The sequence below is a fragment of the Pseudomonas sp. dw_612 genome (genome assembly GCF_018449725.1).
Classification (GTDB): Bacteria; Pseudomonadota; Gammaproteobacteria; order Pseudomonadales; family Pseudomonadaceae; genus Aquipseudomonas.
The window spans coordinates 47,666-65,264 of the sequence record NZ_JAAVVC010000005.1 but is presented as its reverse complement, the minus strand read 5'-3'; the positions used below and the strand labels follow the sequence as shown (position 1 = coordinate 65,264).

The window sequence follows — 17,599 nt, the reverse complement described above, 5'->3', positions numbered from 1 at the left end:
TTCAGTTCAGGAACAGCCCGTGACCTCCATCTTCTGGTACGACTATGAAACCACTGGCATCAATCCCCGCTGCGACCGCCCGCTGCAAGTCGCGGGGATTCGCACCGACTTCGAACTCAATGAAATAGACGAGCCGGTCAATCTGTATTGCCAGCCCAGTGACGACATCCTGCCGCACCCGGCGGCCTGCGCGATTACCGGTATCACGCCCAGTCGTCTGGCCGAACAAGGCTTGAGCGAAGCCGATTTCATGACCCGGGTGCATGCCCAGCTCGCGGCGCCCGGCACCTGTGGCGCCGGTTACAATACGTTGCGATTTGACGACGAGATGACCCGTTACAGCCTGTATCGAAACTTTTTCGATCCTTATGCCCGTGAGTGGCAGGGCGGCAACAGTCGCTGGGATCTGATCGATGTGGTGCGTGCGGCGTATGCGTTGCGTCCCGATGGCCTGGTGTGGCCCACCGACGACGAAGGTCGGGTGACGCTCAAGCTGGATCGCCTGACGGTCGCCAATCACATCGATCACGGCAACGCCCACGAAGCCTTGTCGGACGTTCGCGCGACGATTGCCCTGGCTCGTCTGATCCGGGAAAAACAACCGAAGCTGTATGACTGGCTGTTTCAGTTGCGCAGTAAACAAAAGGTGATGGATCAGGTTCGGCTGTTGCAGCCGATGGTGCACATTTCCGGACGCTTCTCGGCGGCGCGCAGTTATGTCGGCGTGGTGTTACCCCTGGCGTGGCATCCGCGGAACAAGAACGCGCTGATTGTCTGCGACTTGTACCTGGACCCGCAGGGCTTGCTCGACCTGGACGCCGAGACGTTGCGTCAGCGCCTGTATACCCGCCGCGATGATCTGGCGGAAGGCGAGCTGCCGGTGCCGCTCAAACTCATTCATATCAATAAGTGCCCGGTGGTGGCGCCGCTGTCGGTACTTCGTCCTGAAGATCAGCAACGGCTGGGGCTGGATATGGCGCTATATCAGGCGCGGGCGCTGCGGCTAACTGACGCACAACAAGTTTGGCGAGATAAAGTCATGGCGATTTATGCCAGCGAAGATTTCGCCGCGAGCCAGGACCCGGAGCAACAGTTATACGATGGCTTTATCGGTGATCGGGATCGGCGTCTATGTGAGCAAGTCCGGGCCGCTGACCCTGTGCAATTAGGGCAACAACAATGGCCGTTCGATGATGAACGCTTACCGGAATTATTGTTTCGATATCGCGCACGTAACTTCCCCGATACGTTGAATTCCGAAGAGCAAGAACGCTGGCGGCTATTTTGTCAGCAACGTTTGAGTGCGCCGGAGTGGGGCGCGCCGAATACCCTGGAATCTTTTGCAGAGGCGGCGGCGCAGTTGGCAAATAACGCTACATCGTTTCAGCAACAGGTGCTGAATGAATGGGCAAATTATGTCCAGGGATTACGCAAACGTTTGAGTCTTTGAAATCGAATGATTGAAGCCTGAATGCCAGGCATAAAAAACGCCAGCATCCGCTGGCGTTCTTTTGTGTCACAGAACAGGTCTGCGACAGGCGTGCGGCTTAGCCCAGCAGGGTCGCCCAGCCTTCAACCACGTCACCGCCCCACTTGGCTTTCCACTCTTTCAGAGTTTTGTGGTTGCCACCTTTGGTTTCGATGACTTCGCCGTTGTGCGGATTTTTGTATTGTTTAACTTTGCGAGCACGCTTGGTGCCAGTAGTTTTTACTGCGCCGCCGCGTGGTGCTTTGCTTTTGGACTCTGGATCCAACAGCGCGATGATGTCACGCAGGGATTTGGAGTACTCGCCCATCAGGGTGCGCAGTTTGCCTTCGAATTCCAGCTCGGTTTGCAGTTTGTCGTCTTGGGACAGATTCTTCAAACGGGCTTGCAGCTCTTTGATAGCTTCTTCGGTGGCGCGGTATTCGTTGATCAAGGACATTGAGGACTACCTTATGTAGGACGCAGGATGGCAGGGACAGTGCGGCAATAATAGTCAGGCTGTTTCATCAAGTAAACATTTAACCGGAGTTTATTTAATTTAGTTGCGGTGAGTCCGTCACAAATTTGATGTGTTGTTAAATAGTGTCAGACGATTCAACACAGATATTCACAATTGATCTCTTGAAGACGGCTTCAAGAACACCATCGCGCGGGTAGCGACGCGGCCAGAAACCCGTGGTGCTGAGCGGCGTGCAGATCAAGACGTCATCAATACTGCAGTTTTGTCGCGCAATCGCTAGAATGGCGGCCTTTGCGAAGTTCTGGAGTTTTACCCTCATGCGCACTTTTCGGCTGGTGATTGCTTGCCCGGACCGCGTCGGCATCGTTGCTAAAGTCAGTAACTTTCTGGCGTCACATAACGGCTGGATCACTGAAGCGAGCCATCACTCGGATAATCTCAGTGGCTGGTTCTTCATGCGTCACGAAATTCGTGCCGATTCGTTGCCTTTTGGTCTCGAAGCCTTTCGCGAAGCGTTTGCGCCGATCGCCGAAGAGTTCTCGATGAACTGGCGTATTACCGATACCGCGCAGAAGAAACGCGTGGTGTTGATGGCCAGCCGTGAATCCCATTGCCTGGCGGACTTGCTGCACCGCTGGCACAGCGATGAACTGGACTGCGAAATTTCCTGCGTGATTTCCAACCATGATGACTTGCGCAGCATGGTCGAGTGGCACGGCATTCCGTACTACCACGTTCCGGTCAATCCGCAGGACAAAGAGCCAGCCTTTGCTGAAGTTTCGCGTCTGGTTAAACAGCACGATGCCGAAGTGGTGGTACTTGCCCGTTACATGCAGATTCTGCCGCCGGAGTTGTGCAGCGAATATGCCCACAAGGTCATCAACATTCACCACAGCTTTCTGCCGTCGTTCGTCGGGGCCAAGCCGTACCACCAGGCGTCCCTGCGTGGCGTGAAGTTGATTGGTGCTACGTGCCACTACGTCACCGAAGAGCTGGACGCCGGTCCGATCATCGAGCAGGACGTGGTGCGCGTCAGCCACAGCGACAGTATCGAAGACATGGTGCGTTTCGGCCGTGACGTCGAGAAGATGGTGCTGGCTCGCGGCTTGCGCTATCACCTGGAAGACCGGGTGCTGGTGCACGGCAATAAAACTGTCGTGTTCTAGACTACGCAATGATCGTTCCCACGCTGCGTGGGAATGCATCCCGTGACGCTCTGCGTCACTAAGCGGACGCAGAGCGTCCATGGCGGCATTCCCACGCAGAGCGCGGGAACGATCTGTGTAGCGAGAGGATATTGACCATGGCCGATCCACTGGACAAAGCCACGTCCAAGGCGCCCGCCACGTTGGGCGAAGGGTGTTTGAGTCGTTATGACCCGGACGACATGAGCCCGGAGGACGGGACGGAGTTTCCGGGGGCCGCCGAGTTGTGGGAAGAGTTGAAGCCAGAGTCCGACACACCCGAGGTGGATCAGGCGTAACGGGATCCGTAGCAGCTGGCGAAGCCTGCGTTCGGCTGCGAAGCAGTCGTGAATTCAGGCTACGCGGTGTATCAGGAAAACCTGGCGCTCAGGTTTTACGACTGCTGCGCAGCCGAACGCAGGCTTCGCCAGCTGCTACAGGCGCGTGGCAGGCGTCCGGATAGCCTAAGCCTGCTTGAGCTTCATCAACTTCTTGAGCAGCGGTCGCCCGAGCATCATTAAAAACACCGGCCCACCCACCACCAGATAAAAGTAATACGTCACCGCGCGCCAGATCAGGATCGCCGCCGCCGCAGTGGATTTCCCCACCATCGGTGCCAACAGTGCCGCCGACGTCAGTTCCGCCGCCCCGGCACCGCCCGGCAGCAGGCTGAATTGCCCCGCGCTCAGCGAAAGCATCTGGATCAAAAAGGTCCAGGCCCACTGCAAGTCCGCACCCAACCCGCGCAACGCCAGGTACAGCACGCTGTAGCGGATCGCCCAATGCACACAGGTCAGGGCAAACACCTTGATCAACGTCGCAACGGGCAACTTCAGCGTGTCAGTAAACGCCGCCAGAAAGTGCAGGAGTTTTCGCGCCCAGCGCAGGCGTGTGGTGGCTTTGACATTCAGGCGCGCGAGCAACCGGCCGCTCAGGCGAATCAACAAACGGTGATAACGCGCCACCACCACACAGCTCACCAAGCCACCGAACATCGAGACGGCGCTGACCGTCAGCAGCCATTCCATGCGCTGACTGAGGTGCTGGAACAGCGCATAAATCAGAATGCCGCTCAGGGCACAGAGGAAAAACAGCAGGTCGCTCAGTTGGTCCATGGCAAACACCGCGCTGCCCCTGGCCGGGCGCACGCCGCTGCGGGCCAGCAGGGCCATGATGGTCAGCGGTCCGCCACTGCCGCCGGGTGTGGCGCAGTAGGCGAACTCGGCCGCCATCACCACGCCGAGGCTTTTGACGCGGCTGACCTTGTCGCGTTGATCCCCCAGCAACAGGCGCAAGCGCATCGTGTTCACGACCCAGCAGAGCAAGATCATGCCGAACATAATCAGCAAACCGCTCAACGGAAAGCTTTGCAGGCGCGACCAGGTTTCGTTGCCGCCCAGCACCAGCGGGATCATCACCGCCGCGAGCAGGGCGAGGAACAGCAGAATCCCGCGACTCATGCGGCGCGGCCGATACGGTCTTGGTGCAGCGTCAGCCAGTCGGCCTTGGTCATTGGCACACGGCCCTCGTCGAGTAAGCGTTTAAGGGTTTGTAGCCAGTAATCGCGGGAAAATCCATGGCGCATGTCCACCGGGTGCAGGCCCAGGCGAATCACCGGCGCCTGCTGCCAGCGCTGTTCGCGCTGATCGCTGAGCAGTTTCGACAGCCCGCGACGCCAGGCACTGCGCGCACTCCAGACCAGTCCGGGCGCATCGATCGCGTTGAAGTCCGGCAAACGATACAGGTGTTGCGGATCGCTGGTGTAACTCAATGGCAACTGGCGCAACGCCTGGCGCGTGCCTTCGCTCATCAGCCAGGCGGGCGCGACAAAGCCCTGCAAGGGCCAATGGTAACGGTGAAACACTTCGATACCCGCGCGCAGCCGAGCGAGGGCCGCGTCCCGGGACAGGCTGTAGAACTCGCCTTCGTGAGTGTAAATGCGCCGCATGAACCAGTCTTTAGGCGTCGTTGCCGGTGGACTGTCGTCGCAATGAAAGTAACCGTGCAGCGCCAGTTCATCGCCGCGCTCGACACGACCGCTCAACATCCGCCGAAAGCCCGGATGTGCCTCCAGATCGTTGTGTTTGTGGAAATCGGGCACCACCAGCCAGGTCATCGGCACCCTGCCCCAGGCGTCGACGGCTTCGACAAAAGATTGGTAATCGGCCCAGGTCTGCGGCGCTACATCGTGTAACACCAGGAGCAGCGCTGGTGGGGGCGTGGATTCAGCCATTGGCGGTCAGCGGCCATTGGCTGCCAAGCACGGCGTGATAGTGGCCGAGCAGGCTATTGACCACCGCGTCCCAGGCGTAATGCCGTTCGACATGTTGCCGGGCCTGTTCGCCGAGGATGACGCTGCCCCGGCTGAACAACTCTCGCACAGCGTTGGCCATGGCCAGGGGATTGTTCGGCGCGCAAAGGAGGCCGCATTGATCGGTAACAATTTCCTGAAAAGCCCCGGCCGCCACCGCCACCACCGGAATGCCACTGGCCATGGCTTCGAGGATCACCAGGCCGAAGGTTTCCTGGTCGCCGGCATGCAGCAGCGCGTCGGCACTGGCCATCAATCGCGCGACTTGCGCCGCCGGGCAGAACTCGTCGACCACGGTGACGTTGTCTGGCACCTGGGCCGGCATCGAGGAGCCCACCAGCAGCAGGTGATAGCGAGGCCCCAGGCGTTTCATGCAGTCGAGCAGCACCGGCAGGTTTTTCTCCTTGGAGCCACGGCCGGCGAAGATCAGCAACCGGGTGTCTTCATCAATGCCCAGTTCAGCTCGCAGACCAGGGTCGCGGGCGTTGGGGTTGAAGGTTTGCAAATCGACGCCCAGGGGTTGCACAAACACATTGCGCACACCGAGGCCGATCAGTTTGTCGGCCATGACCTGACTCGGCGCGAGCACCCGGTCGAAATTGCCGTAGAGCTTGCTGACATAGGCTTCAACATTGGTGGTGACCCAATTGCCCATGCGATTGCTGACCAGCAAGGGTAAGTCCGAGTGATAAAAACCGATCACTGGCACATCCAGTTGCCGCCGGGCATCCAGCGCCGCCCAGGCCGTGAGGTACGGGTCGCCGACTTCGATCAGATCGGGTTGCAAATCCTGCAGGACATTGCGCCATGGCGCGAGGCGGAGGGGGAAGCGATAACCCTTGCCGAAGGGCAGGGCGGGGGCGGGAACCTGATACACACCGTCCTGTTCGCTCAGGTGTTTTCCCGGTATCAACAGGCTGTGACGAGTACCCGGCTTGACACTCAGGCGACGGTGCTTGGCATCCAGATAAGTGCGCACGCCACCGCTGGCCGGGGCGTAGAACATGGTTATGTCCGCGATATGCACGATGAACATCCCTCCGGTCCAGTTCTCTCCCTAGGTTGACCTTTATGAAGGATAGATGTTCGGTTGGGGTTTTGCGGTGGGGTGTCAGTAAGGGATGTGATGTTTGATGGGCCGCCTTCGCGAGCAAGCCCGCTCCCACATTGAATCTTCAGCGAGCACAGATTTTGTGTACGACTGAGATCCAGTGTGGGAGCGGGCTTGCTCGCGAAGAGGCCGCTTCAGATGCTAGATCCGGAAACTGCCCACCAGCTGCTTCAACCGCGCCGCCTGCTGTTCAAGGTCCGAACACGCACGCAATGTCGATTGCAGGTTTTCCACGCCTTCCTGGTTCAGCGTATTGATCTCGGTGATGTCGACGTTGATCGACTCCACCACGGCGGTCTGTTCCTCGGTCGCCGTGGCCACCGACTGGTTCATGCCGTCGATTTCACCGATACGCAAGGTCACACTGTTCAGGCGTTCGCCGGCGAGGTTGGCGATTTCCACGCTGTCCTGGCTGTGGCGTTGGCTTTCGCTCATGGTGCTGACGGATTCCCGGGCGCCGACTTGCAGCTCCTCGATCATGGTCTGCACCTGTTGCGCCGATTCCTGGGTGCGGTGCGCCAGGTTGCGCACCTCGTCGGCCACCACTGCGAAACCACGACCGGCCTCACCGGCACGCGCGGCTTCAATCGCGGCGTTGAGCGCCAGCAGGTTGGTTTGCTGGGAGATGCTGGTGATCACTTCCAGAATCTGTCCGATGTTCACGGTTTTGCTGTTCAGCGACTCGATGTTAGTGCTCGACGCGCTGAGCATGCTCGACAGTTGATTCATCGCCTTGATGCTGCGATCCACCACTTGTTGACCGTCTTCGGCCAGGCTGCGGGCGTCGCTGGCCTGGTTCGACGCTTGCGCGGCGTTACGGGCGATTTCCTGAGCGGCGGCGCCGAGCTGGTTGATCGCCGCGGCCACGCTGTTGGTACGCGAGGCTTGCTGATCGGAGTTGAACATCGACGAATTCGAGGCCGCCACCACACGCAAGGCGACTTCGTTGACCTGGCCGGTGGCCGAGGATACTTCGCGGATCGACGTATGAATTCGATCCACGAAACGGTTGAACGCGGTGCCCAAGATACCGAATTCGTCCTGGTTGACGATGGTCAGGCGTTTGGTCAGGTCGCCTTCACCGTCGGCGATGTCCTCCATGGCGCGGGTCATGACGTTCAACGGCTGCAGCAGAATGCGGATCAGCATGCCCAGCAACGCGATGATGATGGCCACGGCAATGATGGTGGCGATGATGGCCGAGGTGCGGAACTCGCTGAGCATGGAGAAGGCTTTGCCCTTGTCCACGGACAGCCCGACGTACCAGTTGACCGAGTTCAGCCCTTTGATCGGGGTGAAGGTCATGATGCGGGTTTTGCCGTCCACCTGGATTTCGCTTAGCTGACTGCTGATCGCCGGGGTGTCTTGCGGGTAGACATCCTTGAGCGTTTTCATCACCAGCGCTTTGTCCGGGTGGGCGAGGATCTTGCCGTCGGCGCTGACCAGGAAGGCATAACCCATGCCGTCGAAATCCAATTCGTTGAGGCTGTCGGCGATCACTTGCAAGCTCAAATCGCCACCGACCACACCCAGGTCCTGGCCGTCTTTGATGACCCGATTGACGATGGAAATCACCAATTGCCCCGAGGCCAAATCGATGTAGGGGTCAGTCAGGGCCGAACCGCTGGCGCTTTGCGCAGCCTTGTACCACGGGCGAGCGCGAGGGTCGTAGCCGTCGGGCATCTTGCTGTTCGGACGGATAATGAACGAGCCATCCTTGTTGCCCAGGAAAGCCCCCATAAAGGTCGAACTTACCGACTTTTGTTCAAGCAGGGTGCCGACGTTGCCGGCCTCTGTGTTCAGGGCAACGGTTTGCGACAGGTTTTCGATCAGCAGGCTGCGACCGGCCAGCCAGGTTTGAATGTTTTTGGCGGTGACACCGCCCATTTCTTGCAGATAGTTGTCCAGATCACGTTGAATCGCATTGCGTTGCAAATAGTCGTTGTACAGCGTGAACGAGGCAAAGGCAGCGATAACAATGAGGGCGGCGGCAAGCAGGATCTTATGGCTGAAGCGCAGATTTTTATTCATGGCTTGGGGTGTCCGCTAAGGTCTTAATGTCCAGGGGCGTACTTTTGTAAAGACGCGCAAAATGGGCAGTGTTGAAAACAAGCTGATATTCCGTCTCTCCTTAGGGAATTACCGACGCTTTCTTCAGTCTGGTCTCTCGCCTTTATTTATCGGCCGTGAAGGATCAAAGATTAACCATGGGTGACAAAATGCCTGACTCATTGCAACTCGTTATCGGCGCCGACCTCGCGGGGCAGCCGATCGCCCAGGCCATGCGCCTGGCGAACCGTCACGGTCTGGTCGCGGGCGCCACCGGCACCGGCAAGACCGTCACGTTGCAGCGCCTGGCCGAAGCCTTCAGCGATGCCGGTGTGGCGGTGTTTGCTGCTGACATCAAGGGTGACCTGTGTGGCCTGGGCGCCGCCGGCAACCCGCAAGGCAAGGTCGCCGAGCGGATCGCCGGGATGCCGTGGCTGAACTACAAACCCCAGGCGTATCCGGTGACCCTGTGGGACATTCACGGTGAGTCCGGTCATCCATTGCGCACCACGTTGAGCGAAATGGGGCCGCTGCTGATCGGCGCCCTGCTGGAACTGAGCGACAGCCAGCAATCGGCGCTGTACGCCGCGTTCAAGGTGGCCGACCGCGAAGGCCTGTTGCTACTCGACCTCAAGGATCTGAAAGCGCTGCTCAATCACTTGCGCGACAACCCGCAATTGCTGGGTGACGACGCGGCGTTGATGACCACCGGTTCCAGTCAGGCGCTGCTACGGCGCCTGGCGACCCTGGAGCAGCAGGGCGCTGAAGCCTTGTTCGGCGAACCGGCGCTGCAACTCGAAGACATCCTGCAACCGGCCGCCGATGGCCGTGGGCGCATTCACTTGCTCGATGCCAGTCGTCTGGTGCATGAAGCGCCGAAGGTCTACGCGACGTTCCTGCTGTGGCTGCTGGCTGAGCTGTTCGAGCAATTGCCGGAGCGCGGCGACGCGGACAAACCGCTGCTGGCGCTGTTTTTCGACGAAGCGCACTTGTTGTTCGCCGACACGCCCAAGGCGTTGCAGGAGCGTCTGGAGCAGGTGGTACGGCTGATTCGCTCCAAAGGCGTCGGCGTGTATTTCGTCACTCAGTCACCCGGTGATTTGCCGGACGAAGTGCTGGCTCAACTCGGCCTGCGGGTCCAGCATGGCTTGCGCGCGTTCACCGCCAAGGAGCAGAAATCCCTGCGCGCCGTGGCCGACGGCTTCCGGGCGAACCCGGCGTTTGATGCGTTGTCGGTGTTGACTGAACTGGGGATCGGCGAGGCGTTGGTCGGCACGCTGCAGGACAAGGGCACGCCGGAGATGGTCCAGCGGGTTTTGGTCGCACCGCCGCAATCGCGGATCGGGCCGCTGACCGAAACGGAGCGCACGGTGCTGATTGCCGGGTCGCCGTTCAAGGGGCGTTATGACAAACCGATTGATCGCGAATCGGCCTATGAAGTGCTGATGGGCCGCAAAGGCCTGGCGCCTGAGGCTGAAGCGACACCGGGTAAGCCGGCGGCGGAAGAACCGAGCTTTACCGACAAGGCCGGGGAGTTTCTTGGCACGGCGGCGGGGCAGGCGCTGAAATCGGCGATGCGACAGGCGGCGAATCAATTGGGCCGACAGTTGGTGCGCGGGTTGATGGGCTCTTTATTAGGCGGAAGCAAACGCCGCTGAAAAGCAAAAGATCGCAGCCTTCGGCAGCTCCTGCATTTGATGGCGTACACCCTGTAGGAGGTGCCGAAGGCTGCGATCTTTTGATCTTGTTTTAATCTTTCGGTTTGGCGTGCGCCGCAAGCCGCTCCAGCGCCGCCCGCAAATTCGGATCAGTGATCCCGTCAGCCGTCGCCTGAATCGTCGCGCCCGCATCGCTGGACAAACTGATGGTATGCCCCGCCGCGCCCTGCTGAACGGTCGGCGGTTGCACCTTGAACAGAATCCGGGTCAGGCTGGCGAACTCGTCAAACAACTGCAACTGCCGTTGCAGACGCTTTTGTTGATAACGCAGGCGTGTCGCCCAATGACCATCGGTGACAATCAGCAACAAACTGCCTTCGCGCCACGAGGCCACATGGCAGTGTTCCCGCGCAGCAGGTTGCAACTGGCTTTCCACCAGACGTTGTAAATGACCCAGGCGTTGAGCATGGCCAAAGATGGCTTTCAGCGGTTTGGCTTCGCGAAGCAGAACGGCGGGTGCTCTGGCCGTGAGAGGGCGAAATGCCATGATCAGACACCTGAAGTAACAGAGAGGCCATGGTAGCAGAAAGCACTCGATGAGCCTGACCCATTGCTTTGCGAGCGCTTTACCCATTAAATCAACAAGTAACTTCTGCCGGGAATGGCTTGAAGTTCAGTAAAAAGCCCTTATTTTAAGTGAGCCCCGTAACAGCGCAGTGCATGCATCGTGGAATAACGCCACTTTCCTCACCATCGTTTCCGGGTAGAATGCTCGTTCGCATGCGGCCATGAGGGCTGCACGGGCGACTCACGGGGCCGCCCTCCATCCCTTTAGTGTGGAAGATCCTGCCGATATGTTTGCGCCTTTGTTAAAGAAACTTTTTGGAAGCAAGAATGAGCGTGAAGTCAAACGCATGCTCAAGACGGTGCAATTCGTCAATGCCTTCGAAGAGCAAATGGTAGCCCTTTCGGACGATCAATTGCGTGCCAAGACAGACGAGTTCAAGGCCCGCATCGCCAAAGGGGAAACCCTCGACAAGCTGTTGCCAGAAGCCTTTGCGGTCGCCCGCGAAGCCGGCAAGCGCGTCATGGGTATGCGTCACTTCGATGTCCAGCTGATCGGCGGCATGACCTTGCATGAAGGCATGATCGCGGAAATGCGTACCGGTGAAGGCAAGACCCTGGTGGCAACACTGGGCGTTTACCTCAACGCGCTGTCCGGTAAAGGCGTGCACGTAGTCACCGTGAACGACTACCTGGCCCGTCGCGACGCCAACTGGATGCGTCCGCTCTACGAATTCCTCGGCATGACGGTCGGCGTGGTCACGCCATTCCAGCCGCCGGAAGAAAAACGCCTGGCTTACGCCGCCGATATCACCTACGGCACCAACAACGAATTCGGTTTCGACTACCTGCGCGACAACATGGCGTTCAGCATGGAAGAAAAATTCCAGCGCGAACTCAATTTTGCCGTGATCGACGAAGTCGACTCCATCCTCATCGACGAAGCCCGTACCCCGCTGATCATTTCCGGTCAGGCCGAAGACAGTTCCAAAATGTATGTCGAGATCAACAAACTGATCCCGCAGCTGGAATTGCACGTCGAAGAAGTCGAAGGCGAAGTCACCAAGGCTGGCCACTACACCGTCGATGAGAAGACCCGTCAGGTCGAACTCAACGAAGCCGGTCACCAGTACGTCGAAGAAATGCTGACTCGCATCGGCCTGCTGGCTGAAGGCGAGAGCCTGTACTCGGCGCATAACCTGGGCCTGTTGACCCACGTTTATGCCGGTCTGCGTGCGCACAAGCTGTTCCATCGCAACATCGAATACATCGTGCAGGACGGTCAGGTTGTGCTGGTCGACGAACACACCGGTCGTACCATGCCGGGCCGTCGCTTGTCCGAAGGCCTGCACCAGGCCATCGAAGCCAAGGAAAACCTGAACATCCAGGCCGAAAGCCAGACCCTGGCTTCGACCACGTTCCAGAACTACTTCCGTCTGTACAACAAGCTGTCCGGCATGACCGGTACCGCCGACACCGAAGCGTTCGAATTCCACCAGATCTACGGTCTGTCGGTGATGGTTATCCCGCCGAACAAGCCGCTGGCGCGTAAAGACTATAACGACCTGGTGTTCCTCACCGCGGACGAGAAATACGCGGCCATCGTAGCCGACATCAAGGAATGCATGACCCAGGGCCGTCCTGTGCTGGTGGGTACTGCGACCATTGAAACGTCGGAACACATGTCCAGCCTGCTCGTGAAAGAAGGTATCGAACACAAGGTTCTGAACGCCAAGTTCCACGAAAAAGAAGCCGAGATCATTGCCCAGGCCGGTCGCCCAGGCGCACTGACCATCGCCACCAACATGGCCGGTCGTGGTACCGACATCCTGTTGGGCGGTAACTGGGAAGTGGAAGTGGCGTCCCTGGAAGATCCAACACCAGAGCAGATCGCCCAGATCAAGGCCGACTGGCAGAAACGTCACCAGCAAGTGCTGGAGTCCGGTGGCTTGCAGGTGATCGCTTCCGAGCGTCACGAATCGCGCCGTATCGACAACCAGTTGCGTGGTCGTGCCGGCCGTCAGGGTGACGCCGGTTCCAGCCGTTTCTACCTGTCGCTGGAAGACAGCCTGATGCGCATCTTCGCCTCTGACCGGGTGAAGAACTTCATGAAGGCCCTGGGCATGCAGTCCGGTGAAGCGATCGAGCACCGCATGGTGACCAACGCCATCGAAAAGGCTCAGCGCAAGGTTGAAGGCCGCAACTTCGACATTCGTAAGCAATTGCTCGAGTTCGATGACGTCAACAACGAACAGCGTAAAGTGATCTATCACATGCGTAACACGTTGCTGGCCGCCGACAACATTGGCGAAACCATCGCTGACTTCCGTCAGGACGTGCTCAACGCCACCGTCAGCGCACACATTCCACCGCAATCGCTGCCTGAGCAGTGGGACGTGGCCGGTCTGGAAGCCGCGTTGCAGAGCGACTTCGGTGTGGCGCTGCCGATCCAGCAATGGCTCGACGAAGACGATCACCTGTACGAAGAAACCCTGCGCGAGAAGCTCATGACCGAGCTGCTGGCGGCGTACAACGAGAAAGAAGAGCAGGCGAGCGCCGATGCGCTGCGCACCTTCGAGAAGCAAATCGTTCTGCGTGTACTCGACGACCTGTGGAAAGACCACTTGTCGACCATGGATCACCTGCGTCACGGCATCCACTTGCGTGGTTATGCGCAGAAGAACCCGAAGCAAGAGTACAAGCGCGAGTCGTACACGCTGTTCTCCGAGCTGCTGGATTCGATCAAGCGCGACTCGATCCGTGTGCTGTCCCACGTTCAGGTTCGCCGCGAAGATCCGGAAGCAGAAGAGCAACGCCTGCGTCAGGAAGCCGAAGCATTGGCCGCCCGCATGCAGTTCCAGCACGATGAAGCGCCGGGTCTCGAGCAACCGGAACTGCTGGGTGAAGAGGTCGATGTCGCCCTTGCCACCGCACCGGTACGCAACGAACAGAAGCTGGGCCGTAACGAACTGTGCTACTGCGGTTCGGGCAAGAAATTCAAGCATTGCCACGGGCAGATCCAGTAAAACCCGTTTCAAACGCTGAAATACCCGCGCCGCGACCGGCATCAGCCGTCGCGGCGTTTTGCCATTTAAACCACCGTTCTTCCTGAAAGCGGTGCAGACATCATTTATTAAGGAGCGCATTCATGGCTGTTGGTCTTGGTCCTTTGCCAACGTTGCACCCGGTTGCCGGTTTTGAACTCGGTATCGCTTCGGCCGGCATCAAGCGCCCGGGGCGCAAGGATGTCGTGGTCATGCGCTGTGCCGAAGGTTCCACGGTGGCGGGTGTGTTCACCCTGAACGCGTTTTGCGCCGCTCCCGTGATCCTGGCCAAGCAACGCGTGCAAGGCCCGGTGCGTTACCTGCTGACCAACACCGGCAACGCCAACGCTGGCACCGGCGAACCGGGCCTGGCCGCCGCCGAGCGCACCTGCGCGAAACTGGCTGAACTGACCGGCGTCGATGCCAGCCTGGTGCTGCCGTACTCCACCGGCGTGATCGGTGAGCCGCTGCCGGTCGAGAAAATCGAAAGCGCGTTGCAAGCCGCCCTCGACGACCTGTCGGTGAACAACTGGGAAGCGGCCGCCACCGGCATCATGACCACCGACACTTTGCCAAAAGGTGCCAGCCGCCAGTTCCAGCATGATGGCGTGACCATCACAGTCACCGGTATCAGCAAAGGCGCGGGCATGATCCGTCCGAACATGGCGACCATGCTCGGCTACATCGCCACCGACGCCAAAGTCGCCCGCGAAGTCCTGCAAAACCTGCTGCTGGACGGCGCGAACAAGTCGTTCAACCGCATCACCATCGACGGTGACACCTCAACTAACGACTGCTGCATGCTGATTGCCACCGGTCAGGCGGCGCTGCCGGAAATCACCGCCGCCAGCGGTGAATTGTTTGCCAAGTTGAAGCAGGCTGTATTCGAAGTGTGCATGGACGTGGCCCAGGCCATCGTGCGTGACGGCGAAGGCGCGACCAAGTTCGTGACCGTCGAAGTCAACGGCGGCGGCAATCACCAGGAGTGCCTGGACGTCGGCTACACCGTGGCCCACTCGCCGCTGATCAAGACTGCGCTGTTCGCCTCCGACCCGAACTGGGGCCGTATCCTCGCTGCCGTCGGTCGTGCCGGCGTGCCGAACCTGGACGTCAGCAAGATCGACGTGTTCCTCGGCGACGTGTGCATCGCCAGCCACGGCGCCCGCGCCTCGACCTACACCGAAGCCCAAGGCTCGGCGGTGATGCAGCAGGAAGAAATCACCATCCGTATCGAGTTGGGTCGCGGCGATTGCAGCGAAACCATCTGGACCACCGACCTGTCCCACGAGTACGTGAAGATCAACGCTGAGTACCGGACTTAAGACCGAGTCGACCCCCTTCGCGAGCAAGCCCGCTCCCACAGTTGACCGTATTCCATTGTGGGAGCGGGCTTGCTCGCGAAGGGGCCGGACCAAACGCTAGAGATTCTGGCCTGAATTCCTCATCAAAAAGGTCCCGAACATGAGCCTCCACCTGATCATCGGCGACAAGCTGCTTTCCTCCTGGTCCCTGCGCAGTGCCCTGGCCCTCGAACTGACTGGCGCTCCCTACACCGAAGAACTGATCAAACTCGGCCAGCCAGACACCCGTGAGCGCGTGCTCAAGCATTCGCCGACCGGCAAAGTCCCGCTGCTGAAAACCGAACACGGCGTCATCGCCGATTCCCTGGCGATTGCCGAGTACCTGGCCGAGCAGTTCCCCGACGCCGGCCTCTGGCCCAAAGACATCGCCGCCCGTGCCCAGGCCCGTTCGGCGTGCGCGCAGATGCACAGCGGTTTCTTTGCCCTGCGCGGCAACATGTCGTTCGACCTGAGCCGTGACGAAGCGCTGCCTTCGATCCCGCCTGAGGTTCAGGCAGAAATCGAGCGCATGCTGGCGTTGTGGGCTGAATGCCGTGCCGTCGCCACCGAAACTGGCCCGTTCCTGTTTGGTGGCGCCACCCTGGCAGATGCGTACTTCGCGCCGATCGCCGTGCGTCTGCGCACCTACCGTGTGCAACTGCCGGCAGTGGACCAGGCTTATGTCGAAACCATTTACCAATGGCCAGCCTTCAAGGCCTGGCAGAAGGCCGGACTGGAGGAGGTAGGGCAGTGAAACGAGTCCACGTCGCCGCCGCTGTGATCCGTGACAGCGCAGGCAAGATCCTCATCGCCCGTCGTGCCGACACCCAGCACCAGGGCGGTTTGTGGGAGTTTCCCGGTGGCAAGGTCGAGGTGGACGAGTCCGTCGAAACCGCCCTGGCCCGTGAGCTTCAGGAAGAGTTGGGCATTGTCGTCGGGGCTGCGCGACCACTGATCAAGGTTCAACACGACTACCCGGACAAGCAAGTGTTGCTGGATGTCTGGGAAGTCTCGGCGTTTACCGGCGAACCCCACGGCGCCGAAGGCCAGCCGCTGGAGTGGGTCGCGCCCCGTGATCTGTTGAACTACGAGTTCCCGGCAGCCAATCAGCCGATTGTCGCGGCCGCGCGGCTGCCAGCGGAATACCTGGTGACCCCGGAAGACCTGGAAACCCCGGCTCTGCTGCGCGGTATCCAGAAAGCGATTGCCGGTGGCATCAAATTGATCGTGCTGCGCGCGCCCAACGGCTACGACCCGAAATACCGCGATCTGGCGGTGGATGCGGCGGGGCTGTGTGCCGGCAAGGCACAGTTGATGATTAAGGGGCCGTTCGAGTGGCTGGGCGATTTCCCGTCCGCTGGTTGGCACATCACTGCCGCGCAGTTGCGCAAGTACGCAGCGGCCGGTCGTCCGTTGCCGGCGTCGCGCTGGTTGGCGGCGTCCTGCCACAACGCGGAAGAACTGGCGTTGGCCGAGCAGATGGGCGTGGACTTCGTGACCTTGTCGCCAGTGCAACTGACCCAGACGCACCCGGATGCCCAGCCGTTGGGTTGGGAGCAGGCGCAGGCCCTGATCGCCGGTTTCAGCAAACCGGTGTTCCTGTTGGGCGGCGTTGGCCCGGCAGAGCGGCAGAAGGCTTGGGAAATAGGGGCGCAGGGTGTGGCGGGGATTCGAGCGTTTTGGCCTGAGGCCTGATTCTGCGTTGATGCTGCTGGCCTCTTCGCGAGCAAGCCCACATTGGATCTATGGCGTTCACAAATCCAATGTGGGAGCGGGCTTGCTCGCGAAGGCGTCCTTACATGCGCCGACTAAACCTCAGGTTTAGCCGCTGGCTGCCAAAGAATCTCGGCAACCCCCTGGCGCTTGGCAATCAGCCGCGCCATCACGAACAACAAATCCGACAACCGATTGATATACGCCAGGCCAACCCCGGCCAGCGGCTCAATCGCATTCAAATGCTGACACCGCCGCTCCGCGCTGCGCGCCAGGCTTCTGCACACATGGGCCTGAGCAATCAACGCCGAACCGCCCGGCAGAATGAAATTCTCCAGTGGCCCCAACTCTTCATTCCAGACATCAATCGCCGCTTCCAGCCGTTCGATTTCCGCGGCATTCAGCGCCTGATACACCGGCATCGCCAGTTCACCGCCGAGGTCGAACAGCCGATGCTGGCACGGCGCGAGCACGTCGATTACTTCATTCAAACCCGGATAAGCAGCACTCTCAGCGGCCAACCCGGCCAACAGCACGCCCACCTGACTGTTCAGCGTATCGACCTCGCCAATCGCTTCGATCCGCGGATGATCCTTGGGCACACGGCGGCCATCGCCCAGGCCGGTTTCGCCTTTGTCGCCGGTGCGGGTGTAAATCTTCGACAGGCGAAAGCCCATGG

The 17,599-nt window shown here is 59.8% G+C and carries 15 protein-coding genes; 8 read left to right on the top strand and 7 right to left on the bottom strand.

Going from position 1 to position 17,599, the window contains the following annotated elements:
• The first annotated feature begins 19 nt into the window (after positions 1-19).
• Positions 20-1,450 carry an exodeoxyribonuclease I gene (gene sbcB / locus HB680_RS09810; RefSeq protein ID WP_213938289.1) on the top strand — a complete coding sequence of 477 codons (1,431 nt, stop codon included), beginning with the start codon at positions 20-22 and terminating at the stop codon, positions 1,448-1,450.
• A 97-nt stretch (positions 1,451-1,547) separates the two neighbouring features.
• Here the strand turns inward: sbcB and mvaT are convergent, their stop codons facing one another.
• Complete coding sequence (gene mvaT / locus HB680_RS09805) at positions 1,548-1,925, bottom strand: histone-like nucleoid-structuring protein MvaT (RefSeq protein WP_007945872.1); 378 nt, start codon at positions 1,923-1,925, stop codon at positions 1,548-1,550.
• Between the two features lie 338 nt (positions 1,926-2,263).
• On the opposite strand from mvaT, the gene purU reads away from it, so the two are divergent.
• Together purU and HB680_RS09795 are read left to right on the top strand one after the other, a co-directional pair.
• Positions 2,264-3,112, top strand: coding sequence for a formyltetrahydrofolate deformylase (purU, locus tag HB680_RS09800; protein ID WP_054045042.1), 849 nt, complete (start codon positions 2,264-2,266; stop codon positions 3,110-3,112).
• A gap of 137 nt (positions 3,113-3,249) precedes the next feature.
• The gene (locus tag HB680_RS09795; protein ID WP_213938288.1) at positions 3,250-3,429 is read left to right on the top strand and encodes a hypothetical protein; all 180 of its coding nucleotides are present in this window, start codon (positions 3,250-3,252) and stop codon (positions 3,427-3,429) included.
• Positions 3,430-3,594: 165 nt separating this feature from the next.
• On the opposite strand, the gene HB680_RS09790 is transcribed toward HB680_RS09795, so the two are convergent.
• From HB680_RS09790 to HB680_RS09775, 4 genes are all read right to left on the bottom strand, one after another.
• A complete protein-coding gene (locus tag HB680_RS09790; protein ID WP_213938287.1) occupies positions 3,595-4,590 on the bottom strand; it encodes a lysylphosphatidylglycerol synthase transmembrane domain-containing protein in 996 nt (331 codons plus the stop codon).
• Positions 4,587-5,363: a polysaccharide deacetylase family protein gene (locus HB680_RS09785; RefSeq protein WP_213938286.1), complete on the bottom strand. Its 777-nt coding sequence runs from the start codon at positions 5,361-5,363 to the stop codon at positions 4,587-4,589. The genes HB680_RS09790 and HB680_RS09785 overlap by 4 nt, the downstream gene beginning before the upstream one ends.
• Positions 5,356-6,477: a glycosyltransferase family 1 protein gene (locus tag HB680_RS09780; protein WP_213938285.1), complete on the bottom strand. Its 1,122-nt coding sequence runs from the start codon at positions 6,475-6,477 to the stop codon at positions 5,356-5,358. Before HB680_RS09780 ends, HB680_RS09785 begins: the two co-directional genes overlap by 8 nt.
• Positions 6,478-6,693: 216 nt before the next feature.
• Complete coding sequence (locus HB680_RS09775; protein WP_213938284.1) at positions 6,694-8,583, bottom strand: methyl-accepting chemotaxis protein; 1,890 nt, start codon at positions 8,581-8,583, stop codon at positions 6,694-6,696.
• Positions 8,584-8,771: 188 nt separating this feature from the next.
• Here HB680_RS09775 and HB680_RS09770 point away from each other — a divergent pair, with 188 nt between their 5' ends.
• Entirely contained in the window at positions 8,772-10,259 is a 1,488-nt protein-coding gene (locus HB680_RS09770; RefSeq protein WP_213938283.1) for a helicase HerA-like domain-containing protein, read from the top strand.
• A 91-nt stretch (positions 10,260-10,350) separates the two neighbouring features.
• Here the strand turns inward: HB680_RS09770 and HB680_RS09765 are convergent, their stop codons facing one another.
• A complete protein-coding gene (locus HB680_RS09765; protein ID WP_121731271.1) occupies positions 10,351-10,806 on the bottom strand; it encodes a DciA family protein in 456 nt (151 codons plus the stop codon).
• A 307-nt stretch (positions 10,807-11,113) separates the two neighbouring features.
• Between HB680_RS09765 and secA the strand changes: the two genes are divergently transcribed.
• From secA to HB680_RS09745, 4 genes are all read left to right on the top strand, one after another.
• Positions 11,114-13,849, top strand: a complete 2,736-nt coding sequence (gene secA, locus HB680_RS09760) for a preprotein translocase subunit SecA (RefSeq protein ID WP_213938282.1) — start codon at positions 11,114-11,116, stop codon at positions 13,847-13,849.
• 122 nt (positions 13,850-13,971) lie between these two features.
• Positions 13,972-15,189, top strand: a complete 1,218-nt coding sequence (gene argJ, locus HB680_RS09755; protein ID WP_213938281.1) for a bifunctional glutamate N-acetyltransferase/amino-acid acetyltransferase ArgJ — start codon at positions 13,972-13,974, stop codon at positions 15,187-15,189.
• Between the two features lie 139 nt (positions 15,190-15,328).
• The gene (locus HB680_RS09750) at positions 15,329-15,961 is read left to right on the top strand and encodes a glutathione S-transferase family protein (RefSeq protein WP_213938280.1); all 633 of its coding nucleotides are present in this window, start codon (positions 15,329-15,331) and stop codon (positions 15,959-15,961) included.
• Positions 15,958-16,902: a Nudix family hydrolase gene (locus HB680_RS09745; protein WP_213938279.1), complete on the top strand. Its 945-nt coding sequence runs from the start codon at positions 15,958-15,960 to the stop codon at positions 16,900-16,902. The genes HB680_RS09750 and HB680_RS09745 overlap by 4 nt, the downstream gene beginning before the upstream one ends.
• A 113-nt stretch (positions 16,903-17,015) precedes the next feature.
• Here HB680_RS09745 and HB680_RS09740 read toward each other — a convergent pair whose 3' ends face one another.
• The gene (locus tag HB680_RS09740; RefSeq protein ID WP_213938278.1) at positions 17,016-17,597 is read right to left on the bottom strand and encodes a cob(I)yrinic acid a,c-diamide adenosyltransferase; all 582 of its coding nucleotides are present in this window, start codon (positions 17,595-17,597) and stop codon (positions 17,016-17,018) included.
• Positions 17,598-17,599 lie beyond the last annotated feature (2 nt).

What these genes read in the sequence shown, in the direction of transcription:
- mvaT (WP_007945872.1), bottom strand. Translation starts at nt 1,925, where the DNA reads ATGTCCTTGATCAACGAATACCGCGCCACCGAAGAAGCTATCAAAGAG.
- purU (WP_054045042.1), top strand. Translation starts at nt 2,264, where the DNA reads ATGCGCACTTTTCGGCTGGTGATTGCTTGCCCGGACCGCGTCGGCATC.
- HB680_RS09795 (WP_213938288.1), top strand. Translation starts at nt 3,250, where the DNA reads ATGGCCGATCCACTGGACAAAGCCACGTCCAAGGCGCCCGCCACGTTG.
- HB680_RS09790 (WP_213938287.1), bottom strand. Translation starts at nt 4,590, where the DNA reads ATGAGTCGCGGGATTCTGCTGTTCCTCGCCCTGCTCGCGGCGGTGATG.
- HB680_RS09785 (WP_213938286.1), bottom strand. Translation starts at nt 5,363, where the DNA reads ATGGCTGAATCCACGCCCCCACCAGCGCTGCTCCTGGTGTTACACGAT.
- HB680_RS09780 (WP_213938285.1), bottom strand. Translation starts at nt 6,477, where the DNA reads ATGTTCATCGTGCATATCGCGGACATAACCATGTTCTACGCCCCGGCC.
- HB680_RS09775 (WP_213938284.1), bottom strand. Translation starts at nt 8,583, where the DNA reads ATGAATAAAAATCTGCGCTTCAGCCATAAGATCCTGCTTGCCGCCGCC.
- HB680_RS09770 (WP_213938283.1), top strand. Translation starts at nt 8,772, where the DNA reads ATGCCTGACTCATTGCAACTCGTTATCGGCGCCGACCTCGCGGGGCAG.
- HB680_RS09765 (WP_121731271.1), bottom strand. Translation starts at nt 10,806, where the DNA reads ATGGCATTTCGCCCTCTCACGGCCAGAGCACCCGCCGTTCTGCTTCGC.
- secA (WP_213938282.1), top strand. Translation starts at nt 11,114, where the DNA reads ATGTTTGCGCCTTTGTTAAAGAAACTTTTTGGAAGCAAGAATGAGCGT.
- argJ (WP_213938281.1), top strand. Translation starts at nt 13,972, where the DNA reads ATGGCTGTTGGTCTTGGTCCTTTGCCAACGTTGCACCCGGTTGCCGGT.
- HB680_RS09750 (WP_213938280.1), top strand. Translation starts at nt 15,329, where the DNA reads ATGAGCCTCCACCTGATCATCGGCGACAAGCTGCTTTCCTCCTGGTCC.
- HB680_RS09740 (WP_213938278.1), bottom strand. Translation starts at nt 17,597, where the DNA reads ATGGGCTTTCGCCTGTCGAAGATTTACACCCGCACCGGCGACAAAGGC.